This window comes from Blastomonas natatoria (assembly GCF_003201955.1).
GTDB lineage: Bacteria > Pseudomonadota > Alphaproteobacteria > Sphingomonadales > Sphingomonadaceae > Blastomonas > Blastomonas natatoria.
In genome coordinates this window covers 143,334-165,828 of the sequence record NZ_QJJM01000009.1, presented here as the reverse complement: position 1 = coordinate 165,828, position 22,495 = coordinate 143,334, and the positions used below count along the sequence as shown (strand labels likewise).

At 62.7% G+C, this 22,495-nt stretch carries 28 protein-coding genes and 1 tRNA gene; 7 read left to right on the top strand and 22 right to left on the bottom strand.

What is annotated here, in order from left to right; translation table 11 throughout:
- Positions 1 to 4 precede the first annotated feature (4 nt).
- From C7451_RS13010 to C7451_RS12940, 16 genes are all read right to left on the bottom strand, one after another.
- Positions 5 to 2,068, bottom strand: a complete 2,064-nt coding sequence (locus C7451_RS13010) for a conjugal transfer protein TraG (RefSeq protein WP_110299393.1) — start codon at positions 2,066 to 2,068, stop codon at positions 5 to 7.
- A 28-nt stretch (positions 2,069 to 2,096) separates the two neighbouring features.
- On the bottom strand, positions 2,097 to 3,854 hold the full coding sequence (locus C7451_RS13005) for a relaxase/mobilization nuclease domain-containing protein (RefSeq protein ID WP_110299392.1): 1,758 nt from the start codon (positions 3,852 to 3,854) through the stop codon (positions 2,097 to 2,099).
- A 235-nt stretch (positions 3,855 to 4,089) separates the two neighbouring features.
- The gene (locus C7451_RS13000; protein ID WP_110299391.1) at positions 4,090 to 4,863 is read right to left on the bottom strand and encodes a lytic transglycosylase domain-containing protein; all 774 of its coding nucleotides are present in this window, start codon (positions 4,861 to 4,863) and stop codon (positions 4,090 to 4,092) included.
- A 2-nt stretch (positions 4,864 to 4,865) separates the two neighbouring features.
- Positions 4,866 to 5,198: a DUF736 domain-containing protein gene (locus C7451_RS12995; RefSeq protein ID WP_110299390.1), complete on the bottom strand. Its 333-nt coding sequence runs from the start codon at positions 5,196 to 5,198 to the stop codon at positions 4,866 to 4,868.
- Positions 5,195 to 5,788: a S26 family signal peptidase gene (locus C7451_RS12990; RefSeq protein WP_110299389.1), complete on the bottom strand. Its 594-nt coding sequence runs from the start codon at positions 5,786 to 5,788 to the stop codon at positions 5,195 to 5,197. Before C7451_RS12990 ends, C7451_RS12995 begins: the two co-directional genes overlap by 4 nt.
- Positions 5,785 to 6,294, bottom strand: a complete 510-nt coding sequence (locus C7451_RS12985) for a DUF2840 domain-containing protein (protein ID WP_110299388.1) — start codon at positions 6,292 to 6,294, stop codon at positions 5,785 to 5,787. The genes C7451_RS12990 and C7451_RS12985 overlap by 4 nt, the downstream gene beginning before the upstream one ends.
- Positions 6,295 to 6,541: 247 nt before the next feature.
- Entirely contained in the window at positions 6,542 to 7,408 is an 867-nt protein-coding gene (locus C7451_RS12980; RefSeq protein ID WP_110299387.1) for a replication initiator protein A, read from the bottom strand.
- Positions 7,408 to 7,659: a helix-turn-helix transcriptional regulator gene (locus C7451_RS12975; RefSeq protein ID WP_081097054.1), complete on the bottom strand. Its 252-nt coding sequence runs from the start codon at positions 7,657 to 7,659 to the stop codon at positions 7,408 to 7,410. The genes C7451_RS12980 and C7451_RS12975 overlap by 1 nt, the downstream gene beginning before the upstream one ends.
- 118 nt (positions 7,660 to 7,777) lie before the next feature.
- Entirely contained in the window at positions 7,778 to 8,272 is a 495-nt protein-coding gene (locus C7451_RS12970) for a DUF2285 domain-containing protein (RefSeq protein WP_244181866.1), read from the bottom strand.
- Positions 8,273 to 8,351: 79 nt separating this feature from the next.
- Positions 8,352 to 8,549: a transcriptional regulator domain-containing protein gene (locus C7451_RS12965; RefSeq protein ID WP_110299386.1), complete on the bottom strand. Its 198-nt coding sequence runs from the start codon at positions 8,547 to 8,549 to the stop codon at positions 8,352 to 8,354.
- Positions 8,550 to 8,684: 135 nt separating this feature from the next.
- Positions 8,685 to 8,948 (bottom strand): DNA -binding domain-containing protein, encoded by a 264-nt coding sequence (locus tag C7451_RS12960; protein WP_110299385.1) that lies wholly within the window; start codon positions 8,946 to 8,948, stop codon positions 8,685 to 8,687.
- A 227-nt stretch (positions 8,949 to 9,175) separates the two neighbouring features.
- Entirely contained in the window at positions 9,176 to 9,355 is a 180-nt protein-coding gene (locus tag C7451_RS12955) for a helix-turn-helix domain-containing protein (protein WP_244181864.1), read from the bottom strand.
- A 131-nt stretch (positions 9,356 to 9,486) separates the two neighbouring features.
- Positions 9,487 to 9,804: a DUF736 domain-containing protein gene (locus C7451_RS12950; protein WP_110299383.1), complete on the bottom strand. Its 318-nt coding sequence runs from the start codon at positions 9,802 to 9,804 to the stop codon at positions 9,487 to 9,489.
- A gap of 381 nt (positions 9,805 to 10,185) precedes the next feature.
- Positions 10,186 to 10,665: a hypothetical protein gene (locus tag C7451_RS12945; RefSeq protein ID WP_110299382.1), complete on the bottom strand. Its 480-nt coding sequence runs from the start codon at positions 10,663 to 10,665 to the stop codon at positions 10,186 to 10,188.
- Positions 10,666 to 10,770: 105 nt separating this feature from the next.
- Positions 10,771 to 10,935, bottom strand: a complete 165-nt coding sequence (locus C7451_RS20005; protein ID WP_167398546.1) for a hypothetical protein — start codon at positions 10,933 to 10,935, stop codon at positions 10,771 to 10,773.
- Between the two features lie 409 nt (positions 10,936 to 11,344).
- Positions 11,345 to 11,419: transfer RNA gene (locus C7451_RS12940), tRNA-Gly, on the bottom strand.
- A gap of 245 nt (positions 11,420 to 11,664) precedes the next feature.
- Here C7451_RS12940 and C7451_RS12935 point away from each other — a divergent pair.
- Positions 11,665 to 12,570: a tetratricopeptide repeat protein gene (locus C7451_RS12935; RefSeq protein ID WP_110299381.1), complete on the top strand. Its 906-nt coding sequence runs from the start codon at positions 11,665 to 11,667 to the stop codon at positions 12,568 to 12,570.
- A 14-nt stretch (positions 12,571 to 12,584) separates the two neighbouring features.
- Positions 12,585 to 13,202 carry an LON peptidase substrate-binding domain-containing protein gene (locus tag C7451_RS12930; protein ID WP_110299380.1) on the top strand — a complete coding sequence of 206 codons (618 nt, stop codon included), beginning with the start codon at positions 12,585 to 12,587 and terminating at the stop codon, positions 13,200 to 13,202.
- Between the two features lie 37 nt (positions 13,203 to 13,239).
- On the opposite strand, the gene rpoN is transcribed toward C7451_RS12930, so the two are convergent.
- Complete coding sequence (gene rpoN / locus C7451_RS12925) at positions 13,240 to 14,787, bottom strand: RNA polymerase factor sigma-54 (protein ID WP_110299379.1); 1,548 nt, start codon at positions 14,785 to 14,787, stop codon at positions 13,240 to 13,242.
- Between the two features lie 30 nt (positions 14,788 to 14,817).
- On the bottom strand, positions 14,818 to 15,600 hold the full coding sequence (gene lptB, locus C7451_RS12920; protein WP_110299378.1) for an LPS export ABC transporter ATP-binding protein: 783 nt from the start codon (positions 15,598 to 15,600) through the stop codon (positions 14,818 to 14,820).
- A 77-nt stretch (positions 15,601 to 15,677) separates the two neighbouring features.
- Between lptB and C7451_RS20000 the strand changes: the two genes are divergently transcribed.
- Positions 15,678 to 15,839, top strand: coding sequence for a hypothetical protein (locus C7451_RS20000; RefSeq protein ID WP_167398545.1), 162 nt, complete (start codon positions 15,678 to 15,680; stop codon positions 15,837 to 15,839).
- 20 nt (positions 15,840 to 15,859) lie between these two features.
- Here the strand turns inward: C7451_RS20000 and C7451_RS12915 are convergent, their stop codons facing one another.
- The 4 genes from C7451_RS12915 to C7451_RS12900 form a co-directional block, all read right to left on the bottom strand.
- Positions 15,860 to 16,429, bottom strand: coding sequence for an LptA/OstA family protein (locus C7451_RS12915; RefSeq protein ID WP_110299377.1), 570 nt, complete (start codon positions 16,427 to 16,429; stop codon positions 15,860 to 15,862).
- Positions 16,430 to 16,455: 26 nt separating this feature from the next.
- A complete protein-coding gene (gene lptC / locus C7451_RS12910; protein WP_110299376.1) occupies positions 16,456 to 17,094 on the bottom strand; it encodes an LPS export ABC transporter periplasmic protein LptC in 639 nt (212 codons plus the stop codon).
- 68 nt (positions 17,095 to 17,162) lie between these two features.
- Positions 17,163 to 17,780: a ribonuclease D gene (locus C7451_RS12905; RefSeq protein ID WP_110299375.1), complete on the bottom strand. Its 618-nt coding sequence runs from the start codon at positions 17,778 to 17,780 to the stop codon at positions 17,163 to 17,165.
- Positions 17,777 to 18,592: a TerC family protein gene (locus tag C7451_RS12900; RefSeq protein ID WP_110299374.1), complete on the bottom strand. Its 816-nt coding sequence runs from the start codon at positions 18,590 to 18,592 to the stop codon at positions 17,777 to 17,779. Before C7451_RS12900 ends, C7451_RS12905 begins: the two co-directional genes overlap by 4 nt.
- A gap of 476 nt (positions 18,593 to 19,068) precedes the next feature.
- Here C7451_RS12900 and C7451_RS20405 point away from each other — a divergent pair, with 476 nt between their 5' ends.
- From C7451_RS20405 to C7451_RS12880, 4 genes are all read left to right on the top strand, one after another.
- Positions 19,069 to 19,839 carry a cold-shock protein gene (locus C7451_RS20405; RefSeq protein WP_110299373.1) on the top strand — a complete coding sequence of 257 codons (771 nt, stop codon included), beginning with the start codon at positions 19,069 to 19,071 and terminating at the stop codon, positions 19,837 to 19,839.
- Positions 19,840 to 19,955: 116 nt separating this feature from the next.
- On the top strand, positions 19,956 to 20,369 hold the full coding sequence (locus C7451_RS12890) for a hypothetical protein (RefSeq protein WP_110299372.1): 414 nt from the start codon (positions 19,956 to 19,958) through the stop codon (positions 20,367 to 20,369).
- Positions 20,370 to 20,555: 186 nt separating this feature from the next.
- The gene (locus tag C7451_RS12885) at positions 20,556 to 21,740 is read left to right on the top strand and encodes an acyl-CoA dehydrogenase family protein (protein WP_110299371.1); all 1,185 of its coding nucleotides are present in this window, start codon (positions 20,556 to 20,558) and stop codon (positions 21,738 to 21,740) included.
- On the top strand, positions 21,737 to 22,492 hold the full coding sequence (locus tag C7451_RS12880) for an SDR family NAD(P)-dependent oxidoreductase (protein WP_110299370.1): 756 nt from the start codon (positions 21,737 to 21,739) through the stop codon (positions 22,490 to 22,492). The genes C7451_RS12885 and C7451_RS12880 overlap by 4 nt, the downstream gene beginning before the upstream one ends.
- The last annotated feature ends 3 nt before the right edge of the window (positions 22,493 to 22,495 follow it).

The window sequence follows — 22,495 nt, the reverse complement described above, 5'->3', positions numbered from 1 at the left end:
TTCTTCACAGCTCGATTCCATCATCTGGGTCGAGCGAAGCAGTGCGCGCATTGCGCCGCATTGCGCGGTCAATGGCCCGCCGGTTCTGCGCATTCTCATCTTGCGACGTGTCAGCGTCGGGGTCGAACGGGTTGAACGGGCGATCCGGCTCTGGCGCGATATTCTCATGCTCAGGCAGGCCGGGTTCACGGCGGATGCCGCTGGTGTCGGCCTGATTGTCGGCTTTCGACTTTGTGCTTCGCTTCTTGACGGAGGCCCTAGGTGTGGTGGGTGTCAAAGCCTCGCTAGCTGCAGACGGTCCATTGGCATTGAGAACCTGAAGAAGCTGTTCGGTTTGGATGGGTTCGAGGCCAGACCAATCATCTGTAGCAGCTTTCGCGATAGTGGCATGTACTGGCTTCGGTGGCTCGAGCACACGCATGTTTAATCGCGGGTCTAGGAAATAGCGGGCCTTGCGCGCGCGGATTGGTGGGAGCCCGGCGGCCATGATGATTTCATCATCGGGCGGCAGTTGCATGACTTCGCCGGGCGTAAGCAAGGCCCGCGCCGTCTCCGAGCGCGACACCATGAGGTGCCCTAGCCACGGTGAAAGTCGGTGTCCTGCATAGTTTTTCATGGCGCGCATTTCTGTCGCGGTTCCAAGGGCGTCGGATATACGCTTGGCGGTCCGCTCGTCATTGGTCGCAAAACTGACCCGGACGTGACAGTTGTCGAGGATGGCATTGTTCTGGCCATAGGCCTTCTCGATCTGGTTCAGTGACTGCGCGATCAGGAACGCCTTGATCCCGTAGCCCGCCATGAAGGCCAGCGCGCTTTCGAAGAAGTCGAGCCGTCCGAGGGCCGGAAACTCGTCGAGCATGAGAAGCAGGCGCTGCGGGCGCTTGCCAGGGTTGAGATCTTCGGTCAGCCGACGACCGATCTGGTTGAGGATGAGACGGATCAACGGCTTGGTTCGGCTTATGTCGCCTGGCGGAATGACGAGATACAGCGAGGTTGGATGCGGACCGGCCATCAGATCAGCGATGCGCCAATGCGATGCGCTGGTGACCTTGGCCACCACCGGATCCCGGTAGAGGCCAAGGAACGACATCGCGGTCGACAGCACGCCGGACCGCTCATTGTCCGATTTGTTGAGCAATTCCTGCGCCGCTGCGGCCACGACGGGGTGTACACCTTTGTCTCCAAGATGCCGGGTGGCTTTCATCCGGTGCAGCGTCGTTTCGATCCCGCAGCGCGGATCGGACAGGAACGCTGCGACCCCGGCGAGCGACTTGTCCTTCTCGGCGTAGAGCACGTGAAGGATCGCGCCGACAAGCAAAGCGTGGCTGGTCTTTTCCCAGTGGTTGCGCTTCTCGAGGCTGCCTTCAGGATCCACCAGCACGTCGGCGACATTCTGTACATCGCGCACTTCCCATTCGCCGCGCCGGACCTCGAGCAGAGGATTGTAGGCTGCGGAAGCGGGATTGGTCGGATCAAACAGCAGGACCCGGCCATGGCGAGCGCGGAAGCCTGCCGTGAGCTGCCAGTTCTCGCCCTTGATGTCGTGAATGATCGCCGATCCTGGCCAGGTCAGCAGGGTTGGAACGACCAGACCGACACCTTTACCCGACCGTGTGGGCGCGAAGCAGAGGATATGTTCGGGGCCGTCGTGGCGCAGATACGATCCGCCGAACCGGCCAAGGATTACGCCGGCATCGCCGAGCATGCCGGCCTTGCGGATTTCACCTGCATTGGCCCAGCGGGCAGAGCCGAATGTTTCCGCCTTCCGGCGCTCGCGGGCGCGCCAGACGGACATGGCAATAGCAACGATGAAGGACAGGAATCCGCCTGATACTGCGATGAGGGCACCGCGCTCGAATACTGTCGGTGCATAGGCATCGAATGCGAACCACCACCAGAAGAAAGCCGGAGGAGGATAGATGGGGGAAGCGCCGATCCAGAACCACGGCTCTCCCAGTTCCGACTGATAGCCTAGTGCGGCGGCGGCCCACTGGGTGGCGCTCCAGATGGTGAGCAGGATAATTGCGAACACGGCCAGTATCTGGCCCCAGAGGATCTTGTCATTCATGGGCTTTGGTCCTGTAGGGAATGGTGCGTCACAGGCCGATCCCCCGCCCGCGACCCAAGCTCCAATCGACCGTCCCGCCGGGCGACATGGTGCCTGTGATGTGTTGCGCCAGATGTTTGTCGAGCGCTGGTCGCCACGGCACGAGGTGGAAGCTCATGCCATCATCGATCATCGCGAACCGACCGGACGACAGAGCCACGCGCTCGCGGTAGATGCCGCTTACGTAGTCGCCGGTCGCCGATGATTTGTGCTCAAGCCCGGTCCGCGCGGCGATCGCTTGCGCAGTCGACGCAAGCTCCTCGTTCCGAAGCGTGCCGATCAGATCTTGCGCGAGGATCAGTCTTTGCCCCTGTCGGCGCGCGAGGCCCTGCGCCTCGAGATGCTGCGCGCGCGCTTCCATCGCGTCGCGCACTTCGAGCCCGAAGCCATTGCCTGTTGTTACTGGTCCGCGCGCGACCAGTTGGCGATCGAGCCATGTTGCGCCTGGCGATGTGATCTGGTCCGCAAGGGCGACGTCCGACCGCGTTGCCAGCGAGAACCGGGTCTGGCCTTTGGCGTCCTCCCAAGATCTGAGCTCGACGATTGATCCCGGTCTCGCATCGCCGGTCATGTCCATGTCGTCGAAGCGTAAGTGATGCGTGCGGCCATCGGTGCCATCGACGATGGCGTAGGCGCTGCCCGCCAGTTCATCCTGCAGACCGCGCTCGACCAGACGCCCGACAATGGGGTCACTGGGCGTCTTTGAGTGCAGGGCCAGGGCAGATGGATCGAAGCGTCCGCCGTCCCGGGTCATGGCGCGGTGCATGGTCTTGATGATGTCGTTGCGGACCGAAAGATCGCGCAAGGCGCGCTCGGCACCGGGATCAATGGTCCAGACTGCAGGACCTTCGCGGGAGGCAAGCCCGAGCTGTTCCAGCTTGGCGGCACGGCCGATGAGCAGACGGCGCATGCCGGTTTCGCCATCGCCGCCAGGGCGAAGGTCGACACGGCCCGCCATGTTCTCGCCGAGCTGCACGAGCTGGCGGTCAAGACCAGTCCACCGTTCGGCATCGACTTCGCGTTCAAGCGCCGTGCGGATATCCAGTTCACTGCGCGGTCCGAGTTCAAGCGTTACGCGCTCCTCGGCGCGGCGGCGCAGGCCGTCACTGATGTAGCCGCGGTCGATGATCAGGTCGGTGCCGTCATCAGCCACACCGCGCACAAGGATATGAATGTGCGGATTGTCGGTGTTCCAATGGTCGACCGCCACCCAGTCCAGCTTGGTGCCGAGATCTTTGGCCATGTCGGTCATCAACTCGCGGGTGAAGTCTCGCAGGTCCTGCATGTCGCCAGCATCTTCGGGACTGACGATGAAGCGGAAGTGGTGCCGGTCATCCTCGCACCGCTTGGCAAAGGCATCGCGATCACTCTCGTCAGAGCGGGCATCGAGCATGGATGCATCGCGCCCGTCGCGGGTCACCCCGTCGCGTTCGAGATAGGAGATGTGGCGAGCAAGCGGCGCGGCGCGATATTGCGCGCCTTTGTGCCGGACGATACGGGCCAGCACAGTAACGCGCCGCTGACCCGGCGAGCGGTGTCGCATAGCGGCAAGCGCAAGCCGACCTCGGCCCGCTCTGCCAGAGCTTCGGCCAGTTCGCGACCCACCTCTGCGTAGGCGCGTCTGGCCTGATCGTGCTGCAGCACGGCGTACCTGTGCTGCCAGCTTCTGGCCTCTTTGGCCCGCGCCCTTGCCGCTGTCCCTCCCCCTTCCCGGCCGGACACGAAATTCATTGTCGTCCCCGCTCATGGGCGGTGTGCCATACTATTTTGGATTGAAAATAAAGCCGAATTCAAATCAGCGTCTGGCAGGCATACTTTCTTGCCATACAATATTTGCCAATCATCCCAACCACATAGGACTAGCCAGCTGGCAGTCCTTTTATCTTGCCCTCCAAAACTGACCTCTCGCTCCCACGCCTGCCAAACCGCCGGAACTAGCCCGCAAATCGCCGTGATCGTCAGAACTGCGACTGAGAACACCATCACGGGATCCGCGGCGAAAGCGGGATAAACAGAGGGTGCGGAGCCGGTTCATCGGGCTGCGAAGAAGCCGGTGGTGGTGCACTGATCGCGCGCTCCGGCTGCACGGCAGTTGCATCGGTCATGACTTCTGCGTCGCCATCGTCACGCGCTGCAAACAGCGCCGCGTGACGCCAAGATTGCATAGCTGGTGCCGGATTTGCAGCAAGGGCCGCAGTGCTGGCTATGCCAAGACTTGGAGTGATCTGAGCAACATAGCTGACTGTCTCTGCAGGTAGCCGCCGACGGCCATTTGCATAATCATCCGCCCGGCCCGGCCCGGCATTGTAGGCCGCCAGCATCAGGCTGACGTCGCCGTACCGGTCCCACATAGCCCGCAGATAGGCTGTCCCGCCGAGAATATTGGAGCGGACATCGAACGGATCAGAGCCAAGCCGGTGGCGCTCGGTGAGCATTGTCCAGGTGCCCGGCATGATCTGCATCAGGCCCATCGCTCCTGCTGGCGAAACCGCGCGGGAATTGCCCCGGCTTTCAGCCCGCATGACCGCCCAGATCCAGAGTTCGGGTATCCCGAAGCGCTGGGAGGCTTCCGCGACATGCGGTGCATAAGGATGGGCCGCGAACTGGTCTGGCCCGGTAGTAGACGCTGCCTGCAGTGCGGCCACTGAACTGACACCAAGTGCGAGGCACAGACCGGGAAGGAGCAGATAGCGGTGCAGACTATAGGCGATCCGCAATGGACGCCGCCTGCTCGCGGAGCGCGAACGACGATCCATGGCTATCTCCGATCACGATGTGTCGGACGTGACCAGAGCAGGTGATGTTCGTCATGCCTACCCATCGAGCGCAGTAGATTGGCGCGCAAAGGCTGGACAAAAGCCGGGTCATCGATCTGCGCCGCGACATAGGCGCCGGCGCGCTCGCCGGTGCGATTCCATCCCGCACCGATTTCGATGCCGGTGTCCGCATCGCCAAGCAGAACGCGCCAGTCGGGCGAATTCTCGCTGTCGTTTGCAGGCGCTGGAACAAGTGTCACAGCAGCATCAAGCATGAGCGTCCTGATGCGGCCTGCAAAGCCGTCCTGCGTGGATTGAAAGTCGCCGATCATCATGGCTTGATCTCCTGGTTGGTCGTCGGGAAAGAGGTGGGTCTGTCTGGCACATGCCAGCGCAGCGGCTCTCCGGGTGCATTGCGTGTGAGGACCGGGCGCGCGGTGCCGATCAGGCCTGCTGCCGGGAGCACCCCGAAATAGCGCCCGTCGAGACTGTCGGGGGCAGGATTGAGGAGGAAGATTTCACTGGCACCGACCTTATGGCAGCCGCGCCAGACAGGCAGCGCGCGACCCATTCGGTCCTGCAATTTGGCCACAGCCATTGGCCGTCCATCGATCGTGATGACTGCACCGACGCGGCAGACCTGCTGACCCGGCAAAGCCGCAACATGCTTCATGAGCGGCACGCCGGACGGCAGATAGCGGCGGTCATCGAGAAATCGGGCAATCTCGGCGCTAGGCGCGACAGCGACGAGCTGGCCGAGCGTCACAGGCGCATCGCTATCGATCCGGTAGAGACCGATGGGCGCGCTGGCGCTCGCGTTCCACATCAACTGCGGTCGCGGTGACCGCACAGCGACGGCGGCAAATCCGGCGCTGAACAGGCATGCCGATAGCATCGTCGCGCGCAGATACGGACGGCGGCTCACGCTTCGAGCGCCTTGCGCCGAAGCCAGGCTGCGTGGCGCTCAGCCGTATAGGCGCGAGCCGGCATTCCGGCGCTCAAGCGGTTGCAGACATGGCGCCAATGATCGGGTGATGCGTCGCACGGATCGACCCCGGCAGCTTCTACGGCATCAATGGCCTGGAGCACTTGTGCCACCTTGGGCCAGCCTTCGATATGCAACAGGATTTCACCGCCCGGGCGCACGAATGGCAGCGTCGTGTAAGCCTCGCCGGGTTTGACGGCGGTGACGATGTCGATGCTGGAGTGAACCGTTCCGAAGTCGTTCGACAACCAGCGCACAAACGCGAAGGTTGTCCCAGGACGGAAGCCGACGATGCGTGTGCGGCGGTTGATGATCCGATCCGTCGCCATGCGGCCGAAGCGGATCCATTGCTCGTAGCGCTTCTCGATCCAGGTCAGTTCGACCTCGGTCAATGCGCTGCGTGGTTGCGGTCTGGCGGCAGACCGTTGCAATGCCGGACTGCTCATGATTGCCGTCCCGACCGTGAGCGCAGAGCGCCGATCCCGAGGTCTGGAAGCGTCGGCGCTGCGCCAGCTTTTTCCACAGGCGACCAAGCCGTTAGCAAGAATCCGAAGGATTCTTTTCTATTAGCATCGTTAGAGAGCAGCCGATCTGTCGCAGATTTCTGCGGGTTTCCGGCACAATCGGGTTTCCGATAGGCCGAGGATCGGGTTTTCGATGGGCCGAGTCTGGCGGTTTTCGATAGGCCGAGCGTCATGGCAACTTCTCCACAGGCAAGCCAACGCGCCGGGCCGCAGCGACGAACGAGTCGACGGGGATGGGTTTGAAAATCAGCCGCTCGCGGCCGAAGCTGTGCGCGAGGCTCAAATGGTAGCCCGGAAGCGACTGCTGCCGGACGATCGTGCGCAGCTCGAACGCGAATTGCTTGAGCGGCGAGAGCGCGCCTGATTTGAGATGCAGGTGCGGAACGTCGAAGCTCCAGCCACCGCGCTGATGGCCGCCATGCTTGCGCACAATCCGGTAAAGCCAGCGCTCCACGCCGCCAGTCAGGCTGAAATAGGCCCGGTCGATGGTCAGGATCAGCCCTCTGTCGAGCACGCCTGCATAGAACCAGTCTGGCAGGATCATCTCGATGCCGGTCGCCCGGCCATGGTCGTCCAGTGTTTCCCGCCATTCGTTGATCCAGGAGAAACGGTGGCGGCGGCGTTGGTGCTGTTGCCGGATTGACGTCGCAACGGTGGTGGATTGCAGCCGGTCAAGCGCCGCGCGCAGCCGCTCATAATGGTCCTTGCCAGTCCCGCGCCCGATGAAGGTCAGGATTTCGTGCGGTCGAGCCGCAATGAGGCGCGACGTGGGTCTTCCTGCATCGCGGGCCTCGACGAGCTGGCTAGCCGCCCAGATCAGGATGTCGGCGTCCCAGATGGTTGCCATGCCATGCTCCGGCACGGCCTCGACTGAAATCCACGTCGCGCCCATCGTAAAATCGATCGGTGTGCAGCGCTTTGATTTGGCGAGACTGAAGAATGGCCACGCCATGAGATCTTGCGCGTCCCGTGCTGCGATCTCGCCTGGGACCGAGCGGAACAGCTCAAGCTGCGCTGCGGTGCCAAAAGCTTGCATCAGCGGCGCACCGGCCGAGCGGACAGACAGATGCCTTTTCCAGGGTCCGACGTCGAGTTGCGGCGTCCATTCTGTGCCCAGGCGTCCAGGTCAGCGATGGCATAGACGATACGGCGCCCCAGCTTGTGAAAGGCTGGCCCTGTTCCGTAGCACCGATGCTTCTCCAGCGTGCGAGCGGAAAGCCCAAGGTGAACGGCTGCGTCTGGCGTTCGGACGTAGCGCGGAACGACGGGTACAAATTCTCCATCCATGACGATCCTCCTGTGAAGAGCCGGACACACGGGGTTGGACCGGCGAGCAGGAGGCGAGTGATCGGATTTTCAGGGAATTGGGTGAACGGACATATCGCGACTGTCTGGAATGTCCCGATCAGATGGCGTTCAACAGGCGACGGTAGCCGCCGTCGCGGACTGCGAGCGCGTGGCGGTGCCAGCGGCCAATCCGCTTGCGCTCGCTTGAGCCATCCCATTCAGCTGCGGAGTAGTGGCGCGCATCGCGGGCAATCAGGTCAACTGCGAGTTCGCGTGCGCTGACACCTTCAGGCAATGCATCGAGCAGCCTCAACCATTGCACCAAACGCCAGCGTTCGGACGGCCCCGGGTCGAGGGAAACTGGTCGCTGACGCAGCCGACCAAGATGAATATGTTCATGGAAAGCCGACATTGCGGTCCTTCGCAGTTCCCAAAAGGTGTCCGCAGGCAGCATATAGGTGAGCGGGTCGGTATCGGATGCTCCTGTTGAGATAGTCAGCCGATAGCGTCGTCCGCTCGATGTCAGCACCAGATGTGACGATTGATCGGAGATATGGCTGGCGATGACCGTCGCACCTTTGCCAGCGGTAAGCTTATTGAAGCTGCCGGTCATGGCTGGATCCGGTTGCAGCCGGATAATTGTAGCGGATGCGGAAGGGTCCCAGATGGCGGGGCTTTGCGTGGCGGTATGTTCAGGGTCTGCCGCGAAAGACCAACCCCCAGTGCTTGGCCAGACGTTTGCGCGCTATCGGCGCTGCGTCGATGGCACGAGCATATTGTTCGCGATAATCAGGATTGCGGCGCAGAAATTCCTGCGCGAAGTCAGCACGGTCGTGTCCTTCAAAGGCTTTGGCGTAACTCTCCGAACGCCAGTCGGGCTTCTCCTCCATCACAGCTCTCCTGTGAGGTTTTTTCGAGTCGGACGATCATGCTACCGGCAAGGTCCGAGAAGTGCTGGAGTCTGTGGCGCGCTATCAGCGAGGCAGGCACAATCGATTGCGCCAGAACGGTGGAAGCTTCGGAGTTTAGTTCGCGCGCGGGTCCAGCAAATGACGGTAGCCGCTCTGCGTCATCCATTTGGCACGAGCAAGGTGGCTGTCGTGAACCAGCTTGGCGCGCTCGGGCTCTTTGGCGGGGTCGATTGCAAAGATGATCGCCGCGGCTTCTTCCCATGATGCGCCGTCTTTCTCAGCGTCGAGAAGGCGCAGATATGTCACCAGGTGGCGCTCGTCATAAGCACTCAGCCGGTCCATCAACGGTGGTTGATCTTCAAAATCAGGAGCCGACATAGGTCCCTCCTTGGCGCCCTGCCAGTTTAATGGCTGCCTCATCGCAAGGCGAGCGGAGAAGCAGGCCATCCTTCTCCCTAAATCGCGAGAGCGTTATGCGTCTTTCCGCATAACGCTCGGACCATCCCATGTCATGCCGCGCACGAGCAGGTACCAGCATCTGCTTGCTGCGGTTGAGAAATTGTAAATTTGCGTTGCTGGTTCGGTGGAGTGGAGGCGACTTCCGGTCAATGATCCGCTTGGTCATCAAAGAAGCGGGCCGGGGCGACTCCAAGTTCTTCTGCGAGTCGTTCGATGGTGTCGAGCGTCGGCGAATTGGCCGCGCGTTCAAGAAGGCCAACATAGTTGCGGTTGATTCCGGCACGATGCGCCAATTCCTCCTGCGAAAGCCCACTGGCGTGACGCATTCGCCTTAAATTCGTCGCAAAAATCTCCCGAAGCTTCATGCCTCGTGGGTCGGCGGAAGCCTAATATACTGCCACCCAATATACTAGGGATTCGTCATCGCCCGGTGTTACCCGGGCGATGACTTCGCGGTTCAGCTATCGCTGCGTCGGGCAGGACGGTTCCAGACCAGATCATGGCTACCGTCTTCGGCTTCGAAGAGCTGGGCGAAGATTGGGGCAACAAAGCTTGGATCATCAAGTTTGACCGAGAGGTAGGGCCGGTCATCCTGGGTACGCTTTTCCCATGCGGCGCCGACCTCGATTTCGCCGACGAGGACGCGGTGGCTGGGAGCGTTGGGGCTGGTGCTTTCGTCTGCGACGATACGAACCGATTTGGCCTGAAGTGCAAGAGTGGCGATCTGGCCCCGGAGCTCTCCCGAAACCTTCTTGAAGTTGCCGATCTTTGCCATGAGTATTTCCTTTTCCGTTAGTCGGACCGCTCCAGTGCGGCCTCGATGCGCGGATGAAGGTCAGTCAGTGGCAGACGCTGCAGCGTCAGCCCGTAGCGTTAGCGAAGGACGGGGTGATCGGTCTTTCTTGCCTCGCGAGGAACGGCGGCACGCCGGGGGAAGAAAGTCCGAAACGCGCCGTTGCGGCAAGTATGCCAAGCGAAGCGTCTTGCTGACATAGGCGCGTGTCGAAAGAGGCCGTACTGGTGCGATCCTGCAGGAAATGGCATCCTTGACGTAGATCGCAGTTTCACCGTTGTGAGGTTTCCGGTTTAGACGGCTTTGAAACCAGCCAAACCGCTCGTCGTTGTATCGAAGCGCACAGCCAACACAGCGTTGCCCCTAGTCGCTAATGATTGCTCCGCCCGGATGAGGATTGCTGCTCAAGGACCGGCCGTCTGCCGAGTTTGCGTTGTTATGATCGCTGCCGCCCATCACACTTTGCCAGGCTGAAGCGGATGTGGCGAACGCTGCAATCGAACCGAGAATTGCCAATACAGAGCTGCTGTTTGTTGCCAACGAACCAAGGCTGTGCGCGGCCTGATATCCGGCGAAAGCAGCAGGCACAGCAAAAAGCAGCGCGATCGCCAGCCTGAGCAACGGAGATCGGGTAAAAGCGACCAGAAGTTGGCCGATGAGCAGCGTGGCGATGCCAGCGCCAAAGGCAGCGAGGATTGCTGCCGGATAGCCGAATTCGTGGCGGAGTAGGGCAAAGCCCGTGCCGGTCGCGACGCATACTGGCAGGGCGAGGCTGGCGAGCCGGAAGAGCAGCCATAGCATGTAAAAGCCTGCAGCGGCCCCAAGGATGAGGAAAATGGTCATAAGCGTCCCTTGTCTGGACGCGCTCGCCACCACCACCTCAGCGCAATCTGCACTGGAAGATTAGCACGACGGAAGTTGGTTCGAAAAGTCCGATTCTGCCTAAGGTCAACGGGCGAATGGGTCATATTCACGAACGACCTGTTCGGGGTCGCCATCGAATTCATCGGCGGGGATTACGAAATATCCTTGGCCGGTCTTGATGAGGACGATCACCGTCATCAACGTCCGGGAGAGGTTCCAGCCAAGCGATTGTGCAGTTGCAAGTGGCATGATGTGGCTCCTGTCGAGGAGCGGACCAACCCGCTCGACAGTCGCCCCACAGGCCGGAGACTGGACGCAATCACCGCAGCAAGGCTGCGGCCGCACGCGCATGCGTAGCGGACCCTTCACGGGTTGATTGAAGGAGGACAGGCTTCGAGCCCAGGGATCAGCGGCTAAACGAGTGGTTGGTTCTGCGCAGGAGCGGGCAAATCACTGCACTGGCACTCCCGCATGCATGGCCTAATCCAACCGCCGGACGCGTAATTGTCCATCTGGATGAGAAGTGAGCACGCCTGAGTTGTCCCCAGCCGGATTTGGCCCGGTGACAATGTGGTGACAATCGTTAGGAACTCGCCCGTTGTCACCAGCGCCTCGCGAGCTTCGCGAGGTTCAAACAATTGGTTTTCTGGGAGAAAACTGGAGCGGGCGAAGGGATTCGAACCCTCGACCCCAACCTTGGCAAGGTTGTGCTCTACCCCTGAGCTACGCCCGCTCGGCGGCTGGTCCGGTGTGTCGGTCCAGCGGGTGAGGCGCGCAATTAGCAGCGGCTTTCTGGTCCGGCAAGCCCCTATTTTCGATTCGCGACGATTCCTTTTGCGGGGCTTGGCATAAGCCGCTTGCGCACCATCTTGGGGTTTCGGATAAGGGCGCGCGCAACACGGGAGGAGCGACCTCCCCAGGGCCATGCCGAAACAAGGGCAGGCGCGCCAGGCAGCAGGAGCATTTGATTTGGCAAGCATGGGTTTGACGACCGAGGAGCACAAGGCGGTCGAGGCATTCCGCAAGAATGTGGTCGAGCCGTCGATGACCAAGCTGGTCATTCTCGATTTCTGGGCCGAATGGTGCGGCCCGTGCAAGGCGCTGACCCCGGTGCTCGAGAAGATCGCCGACCAATATGCCGACCGTGGCGTGGTGCTGGTCAAGGTCAATGTCGACGAGGAACGTTTCATCGCCTCGCAGTTCCAGATCCAGTCGATCCCCACCGTCTATGCGATGTTCCAGGGCCAGCCGGTCGCCAACCTGACCAACGCACGGACCGAATCGCAGCTTGCGGGCATCATCGACCAGCTGCTCGACAAGCTGCCGATCCAGGCAGGCGATGGCGCGCCGCAGGGCCCGGATATCGCGCCGCTGCTCGACATGGGCGAGGAGGTGCTGGCCGAAGGCGATGGCGAGCGCGCTGCAGGCATTTTTGCGCAGATTCTGGATATGGTGCCCGATAGCGTGGCAGCCATTGCCGGGCTGGTTCGCTCGCTCACTGCGGCGGGCAAGACCGCAGAAGCACAGGCGCTGCTCGACGACCTGCCGCCCGAAATCGCGTCCGATCCGCTGCTGGAGCGCGCCAGGTCGGCTCTGGCGCTGGTCGCCGACAAGGCCGACGACAGCGAGATTGCAGGGCTGCGCGCTGCGGTCGAGGCGAATGCCGACGATCATGCCGCGCGGTTCGAGCTCGCCGTCGCGTTGTTCGCTGCCGGCTCGCGCGACGAGGCGGCCGATCATCTGCTTGCCATCGTGCGCGCCGACAAGGACTGGAACGAGGGCGCGGCCCGCGCGCGGCTGTTGCAGATCTTCGAAGCGGTGGGCCTCGAGGACCCCTGGGTCTCGGCCACGCGGCGCAAGCTTTCCGCCGCGCTGTTCGGCTGAGGACGATAGCCGCAATGGTAGCCCAGCGCATATCGATCTTTCCGCTGACCGGGGTCATCCTGTTCCCCGGACTGCAGGTGCCGCTGCATATCTTCGAGCCGCGCTACCGCGCGCTGGTCAGCGACGCGATGGCACGCGACCGGCAGATCGGCATGATCCAGCCGCGTGGGGGCGGCGAGCCGCCCCCGCTGTTCGACATGGGCTGTGTCGGCCGCATCGTCGATGTCGAGGCGCTCGAGGATGGCCGGTACAATCTCGTGCTCGAAGGCTTTGCCCGGTTCCGCGTGCTGCGCGAACTGGATGTCACCACGCCCTTCCGCCAGATCGAGGCCGAGCTGATCGAGGAGAACGAGATCGACCAGGCGCTGTCCAGCGTCGAGCGCGCCAGCCTGGAACGCGAATCGCAGCGCTTTGCCAATGCGCAGGGCTATAGCGTCGACTGGGATTCGGTGGCGCGGCTGGATGATCGCTCGCTGGTCAACGGTATCGCGCAGATCGCCCCGTTCGATGCGGCGGCCAAGCAGGCGCTGCTGGAAGCCGAAGGGCTGAAGGTGCGTGCCGATCTGCTGGTGCAGCTGATGCAGTTCTTCGGCCGGCGCGACAGCGACGACCCGCGCGTGACGCTGCAGTGATCCGGAGCCCCCGCCGCTTGCGGCAGGGGGCGATCGATCACCGCGCGCCCTGCAGCTTCTTCTGGCGGCGGCGCTGGACCGAGGAGCCGAGCCCCAAAGCCTCGCGATATTTGGCGACCGTGCGCCGCGCGATGTCGAAACCGCGTTCCTTGAGCATGTCGACCAGCTGATCGTCGGACAGGATGTTCTTCGCATCCTCCTCGTCGATCAGCGCCTTGATATGGCTCTTGACCGCAGAGGCGGAGACGGCGTCGCCGCCATCGGTCGCCTGGATCGCGCTGGTGAAGAAATATTTGAGCTCGAACAGCCCGCGCGCGCAGCTCAGATATTTGTGGCTGGTGACGCGGCTGACGGTCGATTCGTGCATTTCGATCGCGTCGGCCACGCTGCGCAGCGTCAGCGGGCGCAAATGCGTGACGCCGTTGCGGAAAAAGCCTTCCTGCTGCTTCACGATCTCGCTCGCCACCTTGATGATCGTGCGCTGGCGCTGGTCGAGCGCTTTCACCAGCCAGTTGGCCTCGGCCAGGCATTCGCCAAGCCACGCCTTGGACTTGGCATCGTGCCGCCCGCCGGTGAGCGACACCGCATAGGAGCGGTTGACCAGCAGCCGCGGCAACGTGGCGCTGTTGATCTCGATCATCCATTTGCCTTCGCGCTCGAGCACGAACAGGTCGGGCACCACCGCCTCGATGCTCGATCCACCGAAGCGGCTGCCGGGCTTGGGATCATATTGGCGCAGCTCGGCGATCATGTCGGCCAGATCCTCGTCATCGACCCGGCACAGGCGCTTGAGCTGCGGCAGCGCGCCGCGCGCCAGCAGTTCCAGATTGTCGATCAGCCGCGCCATGCACGGATCGTAGCGGTCCGCCTCCTTCGCCTGCAGCGCGAGGCATTCGGCAAGATCGCGGGCACCGACGCCGGTGGGCTCGAGCGTCTGCACCGCCGCCAGCGCGGCCTCCACCTCGACGAGCGGCACGCCCAGCTGGTGCGAGACCTGCAGCAGATCGCCACGCAGATAGCCGTTCTCGTCGATCAGCTCGATCAGATGCCGCCCGATGAACAGCTGCACGCCCGATAGCACGATCCCCGCCTGGGCATGCAGATGTTCACGCAGCGACAGATCATATTCGAGCGAATCTTCCCAGCCATCGCTGTCCGCACCGCCACCGGTGGCGATGTCGTTGAGCGACAGCGCCCCATCCAGCCCGGCTGCGCCCTCGCCCGCTGCGCGCTCGGGACAGTCGCTGACGCTGTCGTGGTGGAACACCTCGCCGTTGAGGTCGATGTCGAGCGGGCGGTCGATCTCGCCCATCCCGGCGCCGATCAGCTCGTCGCTGCCCACCGGTTCGCCATCGGATAGCGGCGCGGCGGGCGCATCGAACACCGCATCGACCCCGCCCAGCTGGATATCGCCGCCACCGTCTTCGCCGCCCAGTTCGAGCAGCGGATTGCGCTCCAGCTCCTCGCCGATGAATGCCTCGATCTCGATATTCGACAGCGCGAGCAGACGGATCGCCTGCTGCAGCTGCGGCGTCATCACCAGCGACTGGCTCTGCCTCAGGTCAAGGCGTGGCCCCAAAGCCATCGGATCAGCCCCTTGCCCCCCGGCGTGCCATTACAGCGCGAAGCCTTCGCCCAGATACAGGCGGCGGACATTCTCGTCGGCCACCAAAGCCTCGGGTGTACCGGCGAACAGCACCTTGCCATCATAGATGATGCAGGCGCGGTCGACGATGTCGAGCGTCTCGCGGACATTGTGATCGGTAATCAGCACGCCGATGCCGCGCGACTTGAGCTGCTTGATGAGGTCACGAATATCGGCGATCGACAAGGGGTCAATCCCGGCAAACGGCTCGTCTAGCAGGATGATCGAGGGGCTTGCCGCCAGTGCGCGCGCAATTTCACAACGGCGACGCTCGCCACCCGACAGCGCCATCGCGGGCGAGGACCGCAGCCGGGTGAGACCGAATTCGTCGAGCAGCGTCTCGAGCCGTTCGGCGCGCGCCTCGACGACCGGCTCGACCAGTTCGAGCACCGCGCTGATATTCTGTTCGACCGTCATGCCGCGAAAGATCGAGGTTTCCTGCGGCAGATAGCCCAGACCCAGGATCGCGCGGCGGTACATGGGCAGCTGGGTGATATCGACGCCATCGAGCATGATGCGGCCCGAATTGGGCTTTACCAGCCCCATGATCGAATAGAAGCAGGTGGTCTTGCCAGCGCCATTGGGGCCAAGCAGGCCGAGAACCTCGCCCTTGGCGACCTGCAGCGACACGTCCGAGAGCACGACCTTCTTGTCATAGCTCTTGGCGATCGAGACGACGTTCAGGCCATCGCGCGACGTCGCCGGATCGACTGCGGTACCGCTGAGCAGGCCCTGGGGGGCGACATCGTTCATTCTGACTTCCTGCAAACCAAGCCCGCGACCCGCGCCGCCGCTTCTGCCTTGCCTTTCCCATAGCATGGAACAAGGCGATGAAAACCGGCGATATTCAGCAAATGGCAGGATTTGTGCATGGAAGGGTCAAGCTGTACCACTCCCGTCATACTGAACTTGTTTCAGGACCCATTGCGCCCGACGAACCGATGCCGCGTGGGGAGAAATGGACCCTGAAACAAGTTCAGGGTGACGGCTGAAGTGCTCGCTCTCGCGCAGATCAATCCCGCTTGGGCACCGAGAACGTGCCCGAAACGCGCCCGCCCGCACTGCCGGTCTGGCCAGGCGCGCCGCCGGCAGAGCGACCGTCGACGGTGGAGCGCCCCGTGGTCAGGTCGATCACCATACGCCCACCGTTTAGCGTGTTGCCGCCCTGGCGCAGCGCGACATTGCCGATCAGCGTGATGATGCGCCGGTTGAAATCATAGATGCCGACATTGCCGCTGGCGCGTTCTTCGCCCTTGGTGACGACCACGCCGCCATTGGCATCGATCCGCTCGATCTCGATGCCGCCCGCATTGCGATAGGCCACGGTCATCCGCGCTGCCTGCAGGCGGAGGCCCGCCTGGGTGATGTCGACATTGCCGGAAAGCAGCACCCTGTTGGCACGATCCTGCAGCTCGATCCGGTCGGCAGCATAATCGACCGGTGCATTGCTGTTATGGTTCATCAGCGACTGCGCGCTGACGCCGGCCGGTGCGATCATCGGTCCGGCCAGCATCGCTCCGCCCGCGAGCACAACCAGAACAACGCGCCGCGCATGCCCCAAAATCCTGCCTGAAAACCGCATCTTGTATCCTGTCTTCCTGCAACCCGTCATGGCATTCCGCCCTGGGTCATGCGCAACCGCGCGCGCCCTTCCAGGGTCACGGTCCGCGCGGCAAGGTCGGCCCTTAGCCGGTCGGCGCGGAAAGTGCCAGTCGGCAGCCGTCCGGTTACCTCGCCGCGGCTGACCATGCTGCGCTTGGGCAGATCGATGTCCACGTCGCGCGTTACCATGCGATAGCCATTGGCGCTGCTGAACTGCACCGGCCCCACGATCGAAACCTGTTCGGTATCCATGTTGTAGTTGCCGCGCCCCGCCTCGAGCACGCCCGGACCGTCCTTGAGGAGGATGCGTGCGGCCAGATCGTTCATCTCGACCACGGGATTGCGCGAGCTCTTCTGCACGGCAGAGCCTGCCTCAAGCGAGAAGGGGCGCCCCTCGCTGTCCTGACCGCGATACAGCGCCTGCGTCACCCGCATGCGCTCGCGCGCGATCTCGACCTGGTTCTTGTCGAGCAGGAAGCTGACCTCGGTATTGCGCAGCAGCGGGGCGAGCGCGAGAAAGGCGACGAGCACACCGATGCCGGCTGGCAGGAACATGCCCAGAAAGCGCACCAGCCGGTCATGGCTGCTGCCGGGCGCGGCAAACAGCTGGCGGCGATTTCGCATCTGGTCGGCACGCTGGGTCATCGATCGCTGTTCAAGCCTGTTATGTGCGAACGCGCGATGAACGAACGTCCTTCAAGGGGCGCGATATATTAGGCGTGCGCAAAAATATCAATTTCCGGCCAGCCGGCGAGGTCGAGCTCTGCGCGCGCGGGAAGGAAATCGAAACAGGCCTGCGCCAGTTCGCGCCGCCCTTCGCGCACCAGCCGCGCATCCATCGCCTTGTGCAATGCATGCAGGAAGCGCACGTCGCTGGCCGCATAATCGCGCTGGGCATCGTTGATCTCGGGTGCGCCCCAGTCGCTCGACTGCTGCACCTTGCTCAATTCCTTGCCCAACACCTCGCGGACCAGTTCCTTGAGGCCATGCCGGTCGGTATAGGTGCGGATCAGGCGCGAGGCGATCTTGGTGCAGAACACGGGCGCTGCCATCACCCCCAGATAGTGCTTGATCGCAGCGAGGTCGAACCGCGCGAAATGATAGAGCTTCAAGCGCTCGGGATCGGCCAGCACGGCGCGCAGATTGGGCGCGGCATAATCGCTGCCGGGCATGAAGCGCACCAGATGCTCGTCACCGCGCCCGTCCGAAATCTGCACCAGGCACAGGCGGTCGCGCGGGGTGATGAGCCCCATGGTTTCGGTGTCGACCGCCACCGGCCCCGGAGCCAGAACGTCTGCCGGCAGGTCTTCCTCGTGAAAATAAACGCTCATGCTGTCTCGCCGTTGGTGTTGCTCGGCGATGCGACGCGCCGCTTTTCCCGGCCGTTCCGGGCCCAGATGTTCAAGGTTTCCACCATCGCAGAAAATGCCATGGCGGCATAGATATAACCCTTGGGCACATGCACGCCGAAGCCGTCGGCAATCAGTACCGCGCCGATCATCAGCAGGAAGCCCAGAGCCAGCATCACCACCGTGGGGTTGCGGTTGATGAAATTGGCCAGCGGATCGGCGGCAACCAGCATCACGCCCACGGTGATGATCACGGCCGCCATCATGATCGGCACCTCGTCAGTCATCCCGACTGCGGTCAGGATCGAGTCGATCGAAAAGACCATGTCGAGCGCGATGATCTGCACGATCGCCGCGCCGAAACCGATCGCGGCCTTGCCCTTCTTGTCGAGCGCCTCGCCCGAAGGTTCGTCATCGACACTATGATGGATTTCCTTCGTCGCCTTCCAGACCAGGAAAAGGCCACCGGCGATCAGGATCAGATCGCGCCAGGAGAATTGGGTTTCGAATGTCGGCTCGCCATTCTGCCCCGGCGCGCCGGTGATGCCGAGATCGAAGACCGGAGTGGTCAGCGACACGATGAAGGCAATCATCGACAGCAGGGCAAGCCGCATCACGAGCGCCAGGCCGATGCCGACACGGCGCGCGGTCTGTTGCTGATGTGCCGGCAGCTTGTTCGACAGGATGGAGATGAAGATCAGGTTGTCGATGCCGAGCACGACTTCCAGAATCACGAGCGTGACGAGTGCTGCCCAGGCTGCGGGATCGCTCAAGAGCGGGATGATGCTGTCCATCGCCCCCAATTGCCGCAGCCATCGGGGTCTGGCAAGGCCTGCCGACGGCGCGCGAGGTCGATTTTGCGGCAGGTCGCGGTCCCCGGGGCGGGCCCTGCCTTTCAGCCAGTGTGGCCCAAGCGCGTCAGGCGTGCGCCAAAGCCAAGCGATCCGCCATTTATCGTTCGCCAAGCCCCGGAATTTGGGTTAAGAGAATCACATGGAAGTACGCGCCTTTGGCGGGCGCAAAATGATGCGCAAGCCTTGAAATGCGTTCTTCCACAGGTTTCTGGTCCGTTAAGGCTGTCGGCTGCGTCGAAAAACCGGCTGCTTTCATTGACTTGTGTTGGGGTGTGTTAAGTTTTGTGCGGTATGCGTGACCGCTGGCATGATGCCGGATCGGCGCAATTACCGGCCTGAAGTTGAGCGATGGGGTTCACGTCCGCCCTGTTCTTGAGCAAGTGATCCAGGACGACATTGAAAGTGAATAGTTCGGCATGAGTTTTGACAGGGGTCGGCGCGGCGGCAGAGGCCGGGATAAACGCGACAGATTTGGCGAGGATGATTTCGACGCTTTTTCGCCTCCGCCTTCCTATGGTGACCGTGGCGGTTTCGGCGGCGGTGGTGGCGGCTTTGGCGGCGGTGACCGTGGTGGCTTCGGCGGCGGCGGCGGTGGCGGCGGCTTCGGCGGCGGCCCGCGCGGCGGCGGCGGTGGTGGCCGCGGCGGCTTTGGCGGCATGCCCACCCAGGTGGTCGGCGAAGCCAAGGGCAAGGTGAAGTTCTTCAACGCCCAGAAGGGCTTTGGCTTCATCCAGCGCGAAGATGGCGGCGACGACGTGTTCGTCCACATCAGCGCAGTCGAGCGTGCCGGTCTTTCCAATCTCGCCGAAGGCCAGGGCCTGGAATTCACCCTGGTCGATCGTGGCGGCAAGGTTTCGGCCAGCGATCTTAAGATCGACGGCGAGCTGATCCCCGTGTCCGAAGGTTCGGGCGGCGGCGACCGTGGCGATCGCGGTCCGCGCAGCGAGGCTCCGCGCCGCGAGCTGACCGGCGAACGTGCCACCGGAACGGTCAAGTTCTTCAACAGCATGAAGGGCTTCGGCTTCATCACCCGCGATGACGGCCAGCCCGACGCGTTCGTGCACATCAGCGCGGTCGAGCGTGCCGGCATGGCAGGCCTCAACCAGGGCGACCGTCTGGAGTTCGACCTCGAAGTCGATCGCCGCGGCAAGCACTCGGCCGTCAACCTGGTCGCGCACCACGATTGATCGGTTTTCCGAGCCTGCAAGGGCCGGGATAAGAGACATGAAACCCCGCCTGCGCTTCGGCGCGGCGGGGTTTTTTGTTGGTGAGTTCGATGAATGAAACCCGAGTGAATTACCGAATGAGAGATATTGCGAACTGGCGTATCGCTAGGCACCCCGCGATAGAGGTCCTGAGATATGACCCCCAACAGGTTCCGCCGGATGAAGACCTTGATGGATTCATCGCGACTGCAAAATTTGCCCACAAGTTGCTGCCGTTTCAGACTAGCCGTTACGTTTTGCGCAATACCGATTGGGCAACGGCCTGGTTAAGGGCATATGTGGGGTGCCACATCAGGGACTTGGCCGAAAGCTTTGTCCGAGAAGACAAGTCTTTCCATATTGTCTTTCTGGAGCACCCGGTCACGCTCGACCGCTCTGTGGCATTTCGGCTGACAACCGTCGGCGTGAGTGGCCATACCGAGTGGATGATTTCGTTCCGCCGAGTGCGTTTCGAAGATAGCGACGAATTTTTCCTCTGCGCCGAATATTAGACCGCAATGTTCTAACCCGCCTTGTCCTCGATGTGAGCGGGTCTTCCCGGAACCGGTCGTTCTCATCAGACTGGTTGCTTCGCATGGTATCTCGAACGTGCTCCCCCTGCACTTTAATCAGTTGATTAAAGCTCCAGCTTTGATACCCGAGCCACACAGATGCCACGTACCCGGGAGTCCGCCCCTATGTCCCACCTTTCCGCCGCTGAAGTCGATGCGATTGCCGAGAAGGTCGAGCGCTTCGTCCGCGATATTGTCGCGCCGTATGAAAGGGATCCGCGCTGCGGCGCGCATGGGCCGTCGGAAGAGCTGGTGCTGGAACTGCGCGCGCTCGCCCGCGAAGCTGGCGTGATGACGCCGCATATCCTGCCCGACGGCCGCCACCTCACCCAGGCGCAGACCGCGATCGTGTTGCAGAAATCGGGCCTGTCGCCGCTCGGCCCGGTCGCCGTCAACACCGCCGCGCCCGACGAGGGCAACATGTATCTGCTCGGCAATGTCGGGAGCCCCGAACAGAAGGCGCGGTTCCTGAACCAGCTGGTCTCCGGCGAATCGCGCTCGGCCTTTTTCATGACCGAACCGGCCGAAGAAGGCGGCGCGGGGTCCGATCCGTCAATGATGAAGACCACCGCGAAGCTCGACGGCAACCATTGGGTGATCAACGGGCGCAAGGCGTTCATCACGGGTGCGGAAGGCGCGAAGGTCGGCATCGTCATGGCGAAATCGGACGACGGCGCGTGCATGTTCCTCGTCGATCTGCCCGATCCCGCCATCCGCATCGAGCGCGTGCTCGACACCATCGACAGCTCGATGCCCGGCGGCCATGCGGTGATCGCGATCGAGAACCTGCGCGTGCCCGCTGACCAGATGCTGGGCCAGAGCGGCGAGGGCTTCAAATATGCGCAGGTGCGCCTCTCGCCTGCCCGCCTGTCGCACTGCATGCGCTGGTTCGGTGCGGCGACCCGCGCGCATGAAATCGCCAGCAACTATGCCTGCCGCCGACATGCCTTCGGCAAGCCGCTGGTCGATCATGAGGGCGTCGGCTTCATGCTCGCCGAGAACCTGATCGACCTCAAGCAGGCCGAGCTGATGATCGCCTGGTGCGCGGGCGTGCTCGACACCGGCGAGCTTGGCACGGTCGAAAGCTCGATGACCAAGGTCGCCGTGTCGGAGGCGCTGATGCGCGTCGCCGATCGCTGCGTGCAGGTGATGGGCGGCACTGGGGTCAGCGGCGACACGATCGTCGAGCAGGTGTTCCGCGAAATTCGCGCCTTCCGCATCTATGACGGCCCGACCGAAGTGCACAAATGGTCGCTCGCCAAGAAGATCAAGCGCGACCACAAACATGCTCAAGAAGGAGCCGCCGCATGACGCTCACCGCAAACCTGACCGGCCAGCGCATCCTCGTCACCGGCGCGTCGAGCGAGGGCTTCGGTGCGCATTTCGCGCGGCTGCTGGCCAAGAGCGGCGCGCATGTCATCGTCACCGCGCGCCGCCTGCCCGCGCTGGAAGCCTTGGTCGAGGAAATCCGCTCGGCCGGTGGCAGCGCCGAGGCGATCCGCATGGATGTCGCTGATCTCACCTCGGTGCGCGAAGGCATGGCGGCCGCGGGCGCGATCCATAGCTGCATCAACAATGCCGGGGTTGCGGTAACCAAGCGCGCGCTCGACCAGACCGAGGACGATTACGACTTCGTGATGGGCATCAACCTGAAAGGCGCGTGGAACGTCGCGACCGAGGCAGCGCGCGGCATGCGCGAGCGCGGCGGCGGCAACATCATCAACACCGCCTCGATCACCGGATTCCAGACCGCGGCGGGAACCGGCCCCTATGCCGTCTCCAAGGCCGGCGTGCTGCACATGACCCGGCAGCTGGCGATGGAACTGGCGCGGTTCAACATCCGCGTGAATGCGCTCGCGCCGGGCTATTTCCTGACCGACATCAACCGCGACCAGCTCTCGGGCGAAGCGGGCGAACCGTTGCGCAAGCGCATTGCGATGCGGCGTTATGGCGAACTGCCCGATCTTGACGGCCCGCTGCTGCTGCTGGCATCAGACGCGAGCCGCTTCATGACCGGCAGCATCCTGACGGTCGATGGCGGGCATCTGGTGCACTCGCTCTGAGCG